Annotated in this window: 12 protein-coding genes; 10 read left to right on the forward strand and 2 right to left on the reverse strand. The window is 71.6% G+C overall.

Annotated elements, in window-relative coordinates:
- Positions 1-183 precede the first annotated feature (183 nt).
- The 8 genes from VQ02_RS23135 (at position 184) to VQ02_RS23170 (ending at position 7,869) form a co-directional block, all read left to right on the forward strand.
- Positions 184-1,695 (forward strand): fumarate hydratase, encoded by a 1,512-nt coding sequence (locus tag VQ02_RS23135; protein WP_048446580.1) that lies wholly within the window; start codon positions 184-186, stop codon positions 1,693-1,695.
- Between the two features lie 146 nt (positions 1,696-1,841).
- The gene (locus VQ02_RS23140; protein WP_048446581.1) at positions 1,842-2,519 is read left to right on the forward strand and encodes a DUF1045 domain-containing protein; all 678 of its coding nucleotides are present in this window, start codon (positions 1,842-1,844) and stop codon (positions 2,517-2,519) included.
- Between the two features lie 4 nt (positions 2,520-2,523).
- Entirely contained in the window at positions 2,524-3,141 is a 618-nt protein-coding gene (locus VQ02_RS23145; protein ID WP_048446582.1) for an LbetaH domain-containing protein, read from the forward strand.
- 75 nt (positions 3,142-3,216) lie between these two features.
- Positions 3,217-4,038, forward strand: a complete 822-nt coding sequence (gene phnC / locus VQ02_RS23150) for a phosphonate ABC transporter ATP-binding protein (protein WP_048446583.1) — start codon at positions 3,217-3,219, stop codon at positions 4,036-4,038.
- Positions 4,039-4,067: 29 nt separating this feature from the next.
- Positions 4,068-4,994 (forward strand): phosphonate ABC transporter substrate-binding protein, encoded by a 927-nt coding sequence (gene phnD / locus VQ02_RS23155; protein WP_048446584.1) that lies wholly within the window; start codon positions 4,068-4,070, stop codon positions 4,992-4,994.
- Between the two features lie 163 nt (positions 4,995-5,157).
- Positions 5,158-6,042 (forward strand): phosphonate ABC transporter, permease protein PhnE, encoded by an 885-nt coding sequence (gene phnE, locus VQ02_RS23160; protein ID WP_048446585.1) that lies wholly within the window; start codon positions 5,158-5,160, stop codon positions 6,040-6,042.
- Entirely contained in the window at positions 6,039-6,920 is an 882-nt protein-coding gene (gene phnE / locus VQ02_RS23165; protein ID WP_048446586.1) for a phosphonate ABC transporter, permease protein PhnE, read from the forward strand. The genes phnE (VQ02_RS23160) and phnE (VQ02_RS23165) overlap by 4 nt, the downstream gene beginning before the upstream one ends.
- A 202-nt stretch (positions 6,921-7,122) precedes the next feature.
- The gene (locus tag VQ02_RS23170; protein WP_048446587.1) at positions 7,123-7,869 is read left to right on the forward strand and encodes a YebC/PmpR family DNA-binding transcriptional regulator; all 747 of its coding nucleotides are present in this window, start codon (positions 7,123-7,125) and stop codon (positions 7,867-7,869) included.
- Positions 7,870-7,970: 101 nt separating this feature from the next.
- Here VQ02_RS23170 and VQ02_RS23175 read toward each other — a convergent pair whose 3' ends face one another.
- Positions 7,971-9,311: a sensor histidine kinase gene (locus tag VQ02_RS23175; RefSeq protein ID WP_048446588.1), complete on the reverse strand. Its 1,341-nt coding sequence runs from the start codon at positions 9,309-9,311 to the stop codon at positions 7,971-7,973.
- A complete protein-coding gene (locus VQ02_RS23180; protein ID WP_048446589.1) occupies positions 9,308-9,976 on the reverse strand; it encodes a response regulator in 669 nt (222 codons plus the stop codon). The genes VQ02_RS23175 and VQ02_RS23180 overlap by 4 nt, the downstream gene beginning before the upstream one ends.
- Positions 9,977-10,123: 147 nt before the next feature.
- On the opposite strand from VQ02_RS23180, the gene VQ02_RS23185 reads away from it, so the two are divergent.
- The gene (locus tag VQ02_RS23185; RefSeq protein ID WP_048446590.1) at positions 10,124-10,786 is read left to right on the forward strand and encodes a hypothetical protein; all 663 of its coding nucleotides are present in this window, start codon (positions 10,124-10,126) and stop codon (positions 10,784-10,786) included.
- 626 nt (positions 10,787-11,412) lie between these two features.
- Complete coding sequence (locus VQ02_RS23190; RefSeq protein ID WP_048446591.1) at positions 11,413-12,570, forward strand: DUF305 domain-containing protein; 1,158 nt, start codon at positions 11,413-11,415, stop codon at positions 12,568-12,570.
- Positions 12,571-12,650 lie beyond the last annotated feature (80 nt).

A 12,650-nucleotide genomic window follows, 5' to 3' on the forward strand; every position in this document is an offset into this window, starting at 1 on the left:
CCGCGCAGCGGAGCCCGGGATCCAGAACCTCAGGTCGTTCAGGAAAGGCGGAGAGCTTTCCGCTTGATCCTGTACCATCCGCGTTTCTGGGTCCCGGGCTCCGCTGCGCGGCCCCAGGATGACGCAGTGCTTGTCGAAGCGGTATAGACTCTCCGAACTTCATAACGAACCGGGAGGACCACCATGGCCACCATCCGCGAAGACGACCTGGTCTCCTCCATCGCCGACGCCCTGCAGTTCATCTCGTACTATCATCCGGCGGACTACATCCAGAACCTCGCCGACGCCTGGCGGCGCGAGGAGAGCCCGGCGGCCCGGGACGCGATGGCGCAGATCCTGGTCAATTCCCGCATGGCGGCCTTCGGCCGGCGGCCGATCTGCCAGGATACCGGCACCGCGCAGATCTTCATGAAGGTCGGGCTCGGCGCCCGCATCGTCTCGAACCGCTCGCTCCAGGAGATCGTCGACGAGGGCGTGCGCCGGGCCTGGCGCGAGGAGCGCAACCCGTTACGCGCCTCGGTGGTCTCCGAACCGCTCTTCGGCCGCCGCAACACCGGCGACAACGCGCCCGCCATGCTGCACGTCGAGATGGTGGCCGGCGAGACGGTCGAGGTCCACGTCGCGGCGAAGGGCGGCGGCTCGGAGAACAAGGCGAAGTTCGCCGCCCTCAACCCGAGCGACTCGGTGGCGGACTGGGTGGTGCGCACCGTCGAGACGCTCGGCGCCGGCTGGTGCCCGCCGGGCATGCTCGGCATCGGCGTCGGCGGCTCGCCCGAGAAGGCGATGACGCTGGCCAAGCTCTCGCTCCTCGACCCGATCGACCTGCCGCAGATCCGCGCCCGCGGTCCGTCCTCGAAGGAGGAGGAACTGCGGCTTGAGATCTTCGAGCGGGTCAACGCGCTCGGCATCGGCGCGCAGGGTCTCGGCGGGCTCACCACCGTGTTGGATGTGAAGCTCAAGACCTTTCCGGTCCACGCCGCCTCGCTCCCCGTCGGCCTGATCCCGCAATGCGCCGCCGACCGGCACGCCCACTTCACCCTCGACGGCAGCGGCCCGGCCGTGTTCACCCCGCCCTCCCTCGACCTCTGGCCGCAGGACATCAGCGTCGCCACGGCGGCCGGGCGCCGGGTCGATCTCGACCGGCTGACCCGCGAGGAGGTGGCGACCTGGCGCGCCGGCGAGACGCTGCTCCTGTCCGGCCGCCTGCTCACCGGGCGCGACGCGGCGCACCTGCGCCTGACCCGGATGCTGGAGGCCGGCGAGCCCCTGCCGGTCGACCTGCGCGACCGGGCGATCTACTACGTCGGCCCGGTCGATGCCGTGGGCGACGAGGCGGTGGGCCCGGCCGGCCCCACCACCGCGACCCGGATGGACAAGTTCCTCGAGCCGATCCTGTCGCGGACCGGCCTTCTCGTCATGGTCGGCAAGGCCGAGCGGGGACCCGCCGCCGTCGAGACCATCGCCCGCCACGGCGCGGCCTACCTGATCGCGGTGGGCGGGGCGGCCTACCTCGTCTCGAAGGCGATCAAGTCGGCACGGGTGCTGGCCTTCGAAGATCTCGGCATGGAGGCGATCCACGAATTCATCGTCGAGGACATGCCGGTGACGGTGGCGGTCGACGCTGCCGGCACGTCGGTCCACCGCGATGGGCCGGCGCGCTGGCGGCGGCCGGTGCGGGAGATGGCGCCGGCGTGAGGGGGCTGCCTGCCATCAGCTGACCGCGGATCTCTCCCCGCCCACAGAAGGGGGAAGGGTTTATGCTCGCCACCCTCGCGTCCTTCCTGTCCCGTCACCGTTCAGTCACGCGGCCGTGCTGAATCACGCGGAACAAGGAGAACCGCGTGACCGGCACCCCCCGCTACGCCCTCTACTTCACGCCGAAGCCTGACTCGGACCTCGCCCGGTTCGGCAACGCCGTTCTTGGTTACGACAACCACACCGGCGCCGAGGTGCCCCGCCCCGACGGGATGGCCGACCTCGCGGGCGTGACCGACTCCCCCCGGCTCTACGGCTTCCACGCCACCCTGAAGGCGCCGATGCGGCTTGCCCTCGGCGTGACCGAAGCTGACCTTCTGGACGCCGCCGCCGCCCTGGCGGCGGATCACCCGCCGGTCCCGGCGGGGCGCTTGCACGTCGCGACCTTGGGCGCCTTCACGGCCCTGATCCCGCAGGCCCCGCCCCCGGAGCTCGGCCTCTTCGCGGCGGAATGCGTCGCCGCCTTCGAGCCCTTCCGTGCCCCCCTGACCGAGGCCGAGACGGCGCGCCGCCGCCCCGAGCGCCTGACGCCGCGCGGCCGCGCCCTGCTGGCGCGCTGGGGCTACCCGCACGTCTTTGAAGATTTCCGCTTCCACATGACCCTCACCGACGCCCTGCCGGAGGAGGCCCGCGCGCCCTGGCGCGAGCGCCTCGCCGTGGCCTACGGCACGGGCGAACCCCTCACCCTCGACGCCCTGTCGGTGCTGCGCCAGGACGGCACGGCGCCGTTCCGGGTGGTTCAGCGCATCCCGTTCGGAGGTTGATCGCATGGCCGGACAGCTCGGGCTCGAGCCCGCCATCGACCCGACCGCCACGGTCAGGGAATGCCGCCTCGGTCGCTACACCGAGGTCGGTCCGCGCACGCAGCTCACCGAGACCGTGCTCGACGACTACTCCTACATCGGCAACGACGGCGAGGTGATCTACACCACGATCGGCAAGTTCTGCTCGATCGCCGCGATGGTACGGATCAACCCGGGCAACCATCCGATGGAGCGGGCCTCGCAGAGCCACTTCACCTATCGGGCCGCCTCGTACTGGCCGGAGGAGGCGAACGAGCCGGCCTTCTTCGACCGGCGCCGGGCGAGCCCCGTTACCATCGGCCACGACGTCTGGATCGGTCACGGTGTCGTGGTGCTGCCGGGGCGCACCATCGGCACCGGCGCCGTGGTCGGGGCGGGCGCCATCGTGACCCGGGACGTCGCGCCCTACAGCATCGTGGTCGGTAACCCGGCCCGCCCGGTGCGTCCCCGCTTCGACGCGGCGACCGCCGATCGCCTCGAGCGACTCGCCTGGTGGGACTGGGACCACGCCCGCCTGCGCGCCGCGCTTCCCGACTTCAGACAGCTTCCAATCGTGGACTTCCTTGACAAGTATGCCGGCTAAGCAATGACGGACTGTCATCCTACCGTCGCTTAACCGGCGTTTACGTTCGCCCGAACAGCGAAATCGGGCGAGCGGATGCTGGTTGTCGAGAACCTCACGCGCCAATACGGGGCGCGCCGTGCCGTGGACGGCGTCAGCCTCTCCATCGAGCGCGGCAGCTTCGTCGGCGTGATCGGGCGCTCGGGCGCCGGCAAGTCGACCCTGCTGCGGATGCTCAACCGCCTCGCCGATCCCACCGGCGGGCGCATCCTGTACGACGGCACCGACGTGACGGCCCTGCGCGGCCGGGCCCTGCGGGCCTGGCGCGCCCGCTGCGCGATGATCTTCCAGCAGTTCAACCTCGTCGGCCGGCTCGACGTGATGACGAACGTGCTGATGGGCCGGCTCAACCCGATGCCGGCCCACCGCTCGCTCCTCAAATTGTGGAGCGAGGAAGACAAGGCGCTGGCCCTCGCGGCGTTGGAAAACTTCGACATGGGGGCGTTCGCCGCCAACCGGGCTGACCAGCTCTCCGGCGGCCAGCAGCAGCGGGTGGCCATCGCCCGCGCCCTGGTTCAGGAGCCGGAGATCATCCTGGCCGACGAGCCGGTGGCCTCCCTCGACCCGCGCAACACCCGCCTGGTGATGGACGCGCTCGCCGACGCCAACAAGCGGTACGGCATCACCGTGCTGTGCAACCTGCACTCCCTCGACCTCGCCCGCGCCTATTGCGACCGGCTGATCGGCCTCTCGGCCGGCCGGGTGGTGTTCGACGGCCGCGGCTTCGACCTCACCGAGGACGTCGCCCGCACCCTCTACGGGCTCGAGGCCGGCGAGGTGATGGACCGGGCCGAGCCTGAACCCGAGCCCGCCGTGGCGCCGCGGCCGGTCCGCCACGCCGAGGCGCTGAGCGCCTAGACTGTCACGTTCCAGGAAGGATCCGATCGATGCTGAACCGCCGCACCCTCGTGGGCGCCGTCACCCTCGCGCTAGCCGCCGGCCCCGCTTTCGCCCAGGACTGGAAGGCCAAGTACCCGGAGCTGACCCTCGGGGTGATCCCGGCCGAGAACGCCTCCGGCACCGTCGACCGCTACACCCCGCTCACCGCCTACCTCTCGAAGGAGATCGGCGTGCCGGTGAAGCTGCGGGTCGCCAACGACTACGCCGCGGTGATCGAGGGCCAGCGCGCCGGCAACATCCAGCTCGCCTTCTACGGTCCGGCCTCCTTCGCCCGCGCGGTGATGACCGGCGTGAAGACCGAGCCGCTGGTCAACCAGAAGCACGACAACGGCGTGTCGGGCTACTACTCGGTGATCTACGTCCGGGCCGACAGCCCGTACCAGAAGGTCGAGGATCTGAAGGGCAAGAGCCTCGCCCTCGTCGACCCGAACTCGACCTCCGGCAACCAGGCGCCGCGCTTCTTCATGCAGAAGGCCGGCCACGACGTCGACAAGCTGTTCGGCAAGACCTTCTACGCCGGCAGCCACGAGAACGCCGTGCTGGCGCTGGTGCAGGGCACCGCCGACGCCGCCGCCAACTTGTACAACTCCGAGAACGACACCGCCGTCACCCGCATGGTGACCAAGGGCATGCTGAAGAAGCCCGACGGCTCGCCCATGGCGCAGTCGGACTTCCGCGTCGTCTTCAAGTCCGAGTTCCTGCCCGAGGGCCCGTTCACTGTGCTCTCGAGCCTGCCCGACGACCTGAAGCAGAAGATCCGCCAGGCCTTCATCGACCTGCCGACCAAGGACAAGGCCACCTTCGACAAACTGTCGGACGGCAAGGACCTCGGCCTCAACCCGGTGACGCTGAAGGACTACCAGCCGATCATCGAGATGCTCCGCTACAACGACGAGCAGCGCAAGCGGTCGTAACGCTCGTCGAGTCCCGGAGCGTCGTTCCCCCGGGAGCAGGAAGAGCGCAGGCTTTCCCCTCTCCCCGCCAGCGGGGAGAGGGGAAAGCCTGCGCTCAACTTCTCTGCCGGGTGGTTCTGCCCTCACGTGCACTTTCCTTCCGGCACCGGAGACCCGAACCCCCGTGACCGCCCACATCGACGGACTGCCCCCCGACCGCGAGAGGACGCTGCTCGCCGCCTACGCGGGCGCCGTCGCGTCGAGCCGCCGCCGCACTCTCGCGGTCTTCGTCGTCGTCGTGGCGCTGTATCTTCTCGCCGGCTGGATGGCCGAGGTGCGGCCGCTCACCTTCCTCGACAACATCCAGAACTTCTCGGCCTACGTCGCCCAGATCCTGCCGCCGCTGACCCTCGCCAATCTCCCGGCGGACCTGGCGGCCTGGTACTGGGGCCTGCCGAAATGGCTTGGGCTCCTCGCCGAGACCCTGCTGATGGCCTATCTCGGCACGCTGTTCGGCGGCATCGCGGCCTTCGGCCTGTGCTTCCTCGCCTCCGCCAACCTGGTGCGCTCGGCGACGCTGCGCTTCTGCGCCCGGCGCTTCCTGGAGGTGTGCCGCACGGTGCCGGAGGTGGTCTTCGCCCTCATCTTCGTGATCGCCTTCGGGCTCGGGCCGATGGTCGGCGTCCTGGCGCTGGCCATCCACACCGCCGGGGCGCTCGGCAAGCTCTTCTCCGAGGTGGTCGAGAACATCGACATGAAGCCGGTCGAGGGCCTGACCGGCACCGGCGCGAGCTTCGTCGAGACCGTGCGCTTCGCGGTGGTGCCGCAGGTGCTCTCGAACTTCGCCTCCTACGCGCTGCTGCGCTTCGAGATCAACGTGCGGGGGGCCGGCGTCATGGGCTTCGTCGGGGCCGGCGGCATCGGCCAGGAATTCCTGGTCGCGATCCGCAACTTCTACTACTCGGACGTGAGCGCGATCCTGCTCCTCATCATCCTCACCGTGGTGACGATCGACCTCGCCACCGAGCGCCTGCGCCACCACCTCCTCGGCCGGGAGGCCCACGCGTGAGCCGCCCGCCCTCCGCCCTGCGCCAGAGCTCCTTGCGCCAGACGGCCCTCGCCGACCTCGAGGGCTTGCGCCGGCGCCATCGGGACGTGTTCCGGCCCTCGTGGCGCCGCCGCGCGGTGGTGATCGGCACCCTCGCCCTCGTCGTCGGCCTCGCCGTCCTCGGCATGGTCCGGCTCGACTTCTCGCTCCTGCGCATCCTCCACGGCCTGCATCGCCTCGGCGAGTTCGCCGGCATGATGCTGCCGCCCTCGACCGGCGGGCGCTTCGCGATCTTCATGACGGCGCTCGGGGAGACGCTCGCCATCGCGTTCCTGGGCACGCTCACGGCAGCCTGCATCGCCTTCCCCGTCGCGTTCCTCGCCGCCCGCAACGTGGTGCCGAACCCGTTCGTGCGCTTCGGGGTGCGCCGCGGCTTCGACGTGATCCGCTCCGTCGACGTGCTGATCTGGGCGCTGATCTGGATCAACGTCGTCGGCCTCGGCCCCTTCGCCGGCGCGCTCGCCATCGCCTGCTCGGATGTCGGGGCACTCGGCAAGCTGTTCTCCGAGGCGATCGAGACCGCCGACCGCAAGGCGCAGGAGGGCGTCACGGCGTCGGGCGGCAGCCGGCTGCACCGGGTCCGCTTCGGCCTGGTGCCGGCGGTGCTGCCGGTGCTGGCGAGCCAGGTGCTGTACTTCTTCGAGTCGAACACCCGCTCGGCCACCATCATCGGCATCGTCGGGGCGGGCGGCATCGGCCAGTACCTGACCGAGCTGATCCGGGTGCTGGAGATGCAGCAGGTCGCCTTCCTGGTGCTGATGATCCTGGTCACCGTGGCGCTGATCGACCTCGTCTCGGGCCGCCTGCGCCGGGCGATCATCGGCGGCGCGGCCCACTGAGACCCCGCGGGTTAGGGGCCTGATTCCACCGCGTTTTCGCGCCTGCGAACGGATTTTCGCAGGGCGCGAAATCCCGTCTGCGACGATTGTCTTCCCCCGCGGCGGGCGCCTATAAGCCGGCTGTCTCACACGCCCCTTGCGGCGTCGAGAGCCCCGCCGGGCGCTCTCCGCGCGCAGGGTCGATCTTCCGCCGGGGAGCGCCATGGCCGGGCATTCACAGTTCAAGAACATCATGCACCGCAAGGGCCGCGTCGACGCGGTCCGCTCGAAGGTGTTTTCCAAGCTCGCCCGCGAGATCACGGTCGCGGCCAAGCTCGGCACGCCGGACCCGTCGATGAATCCGCGCCTGCGCGCCGCCATCCTGGCGGCCCGGGCCGAGAACATGCCCAAGGACAACATCGAGCGCGCCATCAAGAAGGCGGCCGGCGGCGACGCGGAGAACTACGAGGAGATCCGCTACGAGGGCTACGGCCCCGGCGGCGCCGCCTTGATCGTCGAGGCGCAGACCGACAACCGCAACCGCACGGCCTCCGACGTGCGCTCGGCCTTCACCAAGTCCGGCGGCAGCCTCGCCGAGACCGGCGCGGTATCGTTCATGTTCGACCGCGTCGGCCTCGTCGCCTTCGACGCGAAGGTCGCCGACGCCGACACGATGCTCGAAGCCGCCATCGAGGCCGGCGCCGACGACGTGAAGTCCGACGAGGGCGGCCACGAGATCACCTGCGACCAGGGCGCCCTCGGGGACGTCTCCAAGACCCTCGAGGCCCGCTTCGGCGAGCCCCGCCGCACCGCGCTGATCTGGCGGGCCCAGAACACCGTCGACGTCGACGACGAGACCGCCGAGAAGCTGATCCGCCTCGTCGAGACCATCGAGGACCAGGACGACGTGCAGAACGTGTTCGTGAACTTCGCGGTGTCGGACGCCATGATGGCGAAGATGCAGGGATGAGGGGAGGGCGGCTGCTCCCGTTTCGAGTGCCGCCCCTTTCCCGGACGACCGGGGCGCCAGCGTAAGGAGATCCGGGAAAGGGGCGGCGTGCCTAAGGGTATTTATCCCGGCAACCGCAGCCGGGCCCGCAAGCCCCCCATCTCCGACCGGTCGAGCTCCAGTCCGCCGCCGTAGAGTTCGGCGAGCTCCGTCGTGATCGCCAGGCCGAAGCCGTGGCCCGGCACCGTCTCGTCGAGGCGCCGGCCGCGCTGCGCCACCGCCGCCAGGGCCTCGGGCCCGAGGCCGGGTCCGTCATCCTCGATCGCGATCACCACGTCGCTCCCGATCGCGTCCGCCGCGACCCGCACCGCGCCGGTGCACCACGTGCAGGCGTTGTCGATCAGGTTGCCCAGCATCTCGTCGAGGTCCTGCGGGTCGCAGGCGACGGCCAGGCCAGGGGGGATCGCGCAGGTCACCCGCACGCCCTTCTCGGCGTGAAGCCGCTCCAGGGCGCCAGCGAGGTCGGCGACCGGCCCGGCGAGGGTGGTGCGCATCCGGGTCGCCCCGGCGAGCGCGGCGCTGCGGGCCCGGCGCAGGTGGTGGCGCAGGCCGCGGTCGAGGCTGGCGACGAGGTGCGACAGGCGTCCGTCCGGGTCGCGGCCGGGCTCCGACAGGGCGAGGCTGAGGGTCGCGAGCGGCGTCTTGAGGCCGTGGGCGAGGTTCGCCACGTGGGTGCGGGCCTGGGCGAGCTGGGCGGCGTTCTGGTCGAGGAGCGCGTTGATCTCGGCGGCGAGCGGCCGGACCTCGGCGGGCTGGGGCTCGGGCACCCGCTCGCGCCGGCCCGCCCGCACGGCTTCGAGCTCCTGGCGCAGCCTGTCCAGGGGGCGCAGGCCGAGTCGCACCTGCACCAGTCCTGCGCCGGCAAGGACGAGGCCCAGCACCACGAGGCTCGCGGCGAGCGCCAGGCCCGCCTCCCGCAGGGGTCCGTTGAGAGCGGCGCGCGGCGCGCTCGCCGCCACCACGGTGCCGTCCGGCAAGGTCAGGACCCGCAGGATCAAGGGCTCGCCGCGCGGGCCGGTGCCGTCCGCCGGGCGGGGGCGGTCGTCGTCCCCGCCCGGCAGCGCCGGCACGGCGAGGAGGCGCTCCCCGAGCGACGCGGAGCGCAGGACCGCGTTGCCGCGCCGAACCTGCCAAAACCAGCCCGAGCCGGGCCGGTCGAAGGGCGGCGCGTCGAGGTCGCGGGCGAGCCGCAGGCGCGGACCGCTCTCCAGCCCCGAGACCAGGGAGACGATCTGCGCGTCGAGCCGCCCGTCGATCTGCCCGCGTACGAACCGGGCGAGGATCAGCCCGATGGCCAGGCCCGCCACGACCAGGGCGGCCACGATCAGCGCCAGCACCCCGACAAGCAGGCGCCGCCTTAAGGAGCCGATCTGGCCCAGGCCCGTCTGGTTCGGGCCCGTCACGGCGCCTCGCCGGCGGTGAGCCTGTAGCCGTGGCCGCGCACGGTCTCGATCCGGGCAGGCGCGATCTTGCGGCGCAGCCGCGTGATGATGACCTCGACCGAGTTCGAATCGACCTCGGCATCGCCCTCGTAGACCCGCTCCATCAGCTCGCCCCGCGGCACCACCCCGTCCCGGCGCAGGATCAGGCAGGACAGCACCCGCCACTCGAGCCCGGTGAGGCGCAGGGGCAGCCCGTCGCGCGAGAAGGCGCCGAGGCCGGGATCGAAGCTGACCGGCCCGCAGGTCAGCGTGGTCGCCCCGTGGGCGGCGGCGCGGCGCACCAGGGCGCGCAGGCGGATCACCAGCTCCTCGACCCGGAACGGCTTGACCAGGTAGTCGTCGGCCCCGGCCTTGAAGCCCGCTACCTTGTCGCTCCAGGCGTCCCGGGCGGTGAGGACCAGCACCGGCAGGGTCCGGCCCGCGGCGCGCCAGCCCTGCAGCACCGCGATCCCGTCGCGCTTCGGCAGGCCGAGATCGAGCACCGCGGCGTCGTAGGTCTCGGTGTCGCCGAGATGGGCGCCGTCCTCGCCGTTGCGGGCATGGTCGACGGCGCAGTTCTCGGCGCGCAGGACCCGCAGGATCTCGGCCGCGAGGGCCGCGTCGTCCTCGACGAGCAGGAGCTTCATGGTGGGACGAACCGGGTATCTGGAACGGATTCCGCCGTAGTCCCGGCGGTTTAACTGAACCTGAACGGCGGGGTTCAGGCCCGGTTCCCGGGGCCTGACGTAGAAGGAGAACCGACCCGAGAGGGCCCCACCAGAGGAGCGACACAGATGACCGATCACACCACCATCGAGGGCCAGGCGAACGACGTGAAGGCCGCTGAGACCCCCGCCGCCCCGCGCCGGCCCCGCCGCGGCCTTCTCGTCGGCGCCGTGGCGGCGCCGCTGGCGCTCGGCGCCGTCGGGCTCTCCCTGGCCCAGCCGGCCGAGACGCCCCTGACCCCCGTCGCGCCGGTCGCGGTCGGCGCGCTCCAGCCCTCCGGCGCCATCGCCGCCAAGGGCGAGGTCGCCGAGATCTTCGGCAACAAGTTCATCCTCGCGGACGGCACCGGCCGCGCGCTGATCGAGACCGGCAAGGCCGGGGAGGGCGGCACCCTGGTCGCCAAGGGCGAGACCGTGACGGTGCAGGGCCGGTTCGAGAACGGCTTCCTGCATGCCGGCACGCTCACCCGCGCCGACGGCCGCGTGGTGCCCCTCCGGCCGATGGGTCCGCCGCCCGGCGGCCTTGACTGGGCCAAGGACAAGGTCGGCCTCGGCCCGACCGTCGACGTTCCGGCCCTCACTGCCGCGGTGACGGCCGCCGGCTACTCGGACGTCCACGTCGCCGGCCGCGGCCCGCGCCACCTCGACGTCGCGGCGAAGGGCCAGGACGGCCGGGAGCGGATGCTGCATGTCGGCTTCGACGGCAAGATCCGCGAGAAGCGCATGTTCTGAGGTTCCGGGACGATTCGGGCGCGACGCTCCCCGGCGCCCTCCGACCGATCCGGGGTCCCGCGACGGCGGGCGCGTGGTTCCAGTATGGCTTCCGCACCACCCGCAACGTCCTTGCCCGCGGGCCGGCGGTGATCGATCGCCGGTCACGGCCGGTCGCGCGGGGCGAGCACGGATAAGCCGGCGAAAACCCTCTTCGCGAGTTCCGCCGGCGGTCAGCTCGGCCGCGATCCGGGCGGCATCCGCGACCGCAGCACCGGCGCGATGGCGTCCCGCCCGTCATCCGCCCGCGCCGTTCGCGCGGGCTGGGGGAGGTTGACCGGTGGAAAAAGGTCCTGCAGCCCGCGCGACACGCCGGTGAGGACGGGAGCGAAAGGCCCGACGAGCGGGGAGGGAGGGCCGTCGGCCTTGACGAATCGGGAGCTGGACATGTCGCGGTGCAAACCTCGGGGTTTTGCTCAACGCGCTGCACCATGATTTGGTTCACTGCCGCCATGCGGGGGAGCGTCGGCCCGAGATTTCGAGAGAGCAGGCAAACTCGGCCGTCCCCGCAACATAGGCTGTCTCGGCGCGATGCTGTCATCCCGTATAGAGGGCCGCAGGTTTCCGAGCGGGAGCGATCCGTCACGATGCCCATCCGGCCCTTCGGGTCCGCCACCGCCTGGCGCGCCGCCGCTCTGCTCGGGCTGATCAGCAGCACCTTCTCGACCCTCGTGAGCCAGTTCACCGCCGCCCGCATCGGCCGCGATGCGATGGTGGACTGGATGGTGGTGGCGGCGATCCCTTTGCGGGACGCCGCGCTCCAGGCCGAGCCCTCGTGGGCCGTCGTCGTGGCCGGCATCCTCTTCCACCAATGGGCGGATTTCTCCTGGGCGCTGGTGTTCTTCGGGCTCCTCGGGCGCTGGACGGCGGGCCTCTCGCCCGCCACGCTGCTGGTCCTGTGCGTGCCCTGGGCGCTGCTGACCTCGTGCCTCGAGTGGTTCGTTCTGGTGCCGCTGCTGCCGTTCCGCCAGCCGCTCTTCACCCTCGAGCAGCCCTACTGGATCGGCTTCCTCGTCCACCTGACCTCGGCGTCGATCTACCCGCTCTTCCCAGCCTTGCGCGACCGGGTCGAGGGGCGTCGTCCCTCGCCGCACCGGCGCTTCTGCGCTCTCTGGGCCGGCCTCGCCGCGGCGGGCGCCTCCGGGCTCGGGGTGCTGGCGCTCCTCGGCTGGCTTGGCTGGGAGGTGCCGCATCTCGGCGACGAGGTCGCCTACGACCAGAGCTACCTGCGGCGGATGACCGAGCACCATGAGCAGGGCGCGCAGCTCGCGGCCCTGGCGGCGGAGAGGGCCGAGGACCCGCGCCTTCGCGCCCTCGCCGGGCTGATGGCGGCGGCCCAGGCCGGCGAGATCGCCGTGATGATGCAGTGGTGGGACAGCTGGTTCGCCCCGGCCTCGCCCCTCTGCACGCCGCAGGAGCGGGAGGCGATGCCCGGCATGGCGCACCCGGAGCAGGTCGCGGCCCTGCGGCGCAGCGAGGGGCGGGACTTCGACGCCCTGTTCGTCGCCCTGATCAGCCGCCACCACGCCGGGGCGGTGCAGATGGCCGACGAGGCCCTGGCGCGGGCCGGCGACCCGCGGATACGCCTCCTCTCCCACGCCATCCGCCACCAGCAGCGCGGCGAGATCGACCTGATGCACGGGCGCCGGGACCTCGCGGCGGTCGCGTCGGCGACGCGCAACCTCCTCCTGCCCTTCGGCCGCGTCGACGCGGACCGCGCCCTCACCGACGCGGCGGGGCCGTGAGGCGGCCCCAGGCACCATTCGCCGAACCGGCGACCGGTTCGGCGAATGGTGCGACAAACAACAATCCAGGCAGAGTCGCG

Source organism: Methylobacterium variabile (assembly GCF_001043975.1).
GTDB lineage: Bacteria > Pseudomonadota > Alphaproteobacteria > Rhizobiales > Beijerinckiaceae > Methylobacterium > Methylobacterium variabile.

What these genes read in the sequence shown, in the direction of transcription:
- VQ02_RS23135 (WP_048446580.1), top strand. Translation starts at nt 184, where the DNA reads ATGGCCACCATCCGCGAAGACGACCTGGTCTCCTCCATCGCCGACGCC.
- VQ02_RS23145 (WP_048446582.1), top strand. Translation starts at nt 2,524, where the DNA reads ATGGCCGGACAGCTCGGGCTCGAGCCCGCCATCGACCCGACCGCCACG.
- phnC (WP_048446583.1), top strand. Translation starts at nt 3,217, where the DNA reads ATGCTGGTTGTCGAGAACCTCACGCGCCAATACGGGGCGCGCCGTGCC.
- phnD (WP_048446584.1), top strand. Translation starts at nt 4,068, where the DNA reads ATGCTGAACCGCCGCACCCTCGTGGGCGCCGTCACCCTCGCGCTAGCC.
- VQ02_RS23170 (WP_048446587.1), top strand. Translation starts at nt 7,123, where the DNA reads ATGGCCGGGCATTCACAGTTCAAGAACATCATGCACCGCAAGGGCCGC.
- VQ02_RS23180 (WP_048446589.1), bottom strand. Translation starts at nt 9,976, where the DNA reads ATGAAGCTCCTGCTCGTCGAGGACGACGCGGCCCTCGCGGCCGAGATC.
- VQ02_RS23185 (WP_048446590.1), top strand. Translation starts at nt 10,124, where the DNA reads ATGACCGATCACACCACCATCGAGGGCCAGGCGAACGACGTGAAGGCC.
- VQ02_RS23190 (WP_048446591.1), top strand. Translation starts at nt 11,413, where the DNA reads ATGCCCATCCGGCCCTTCGGGTCCGCCACCGCCTGGCGCGCCGCCGCT.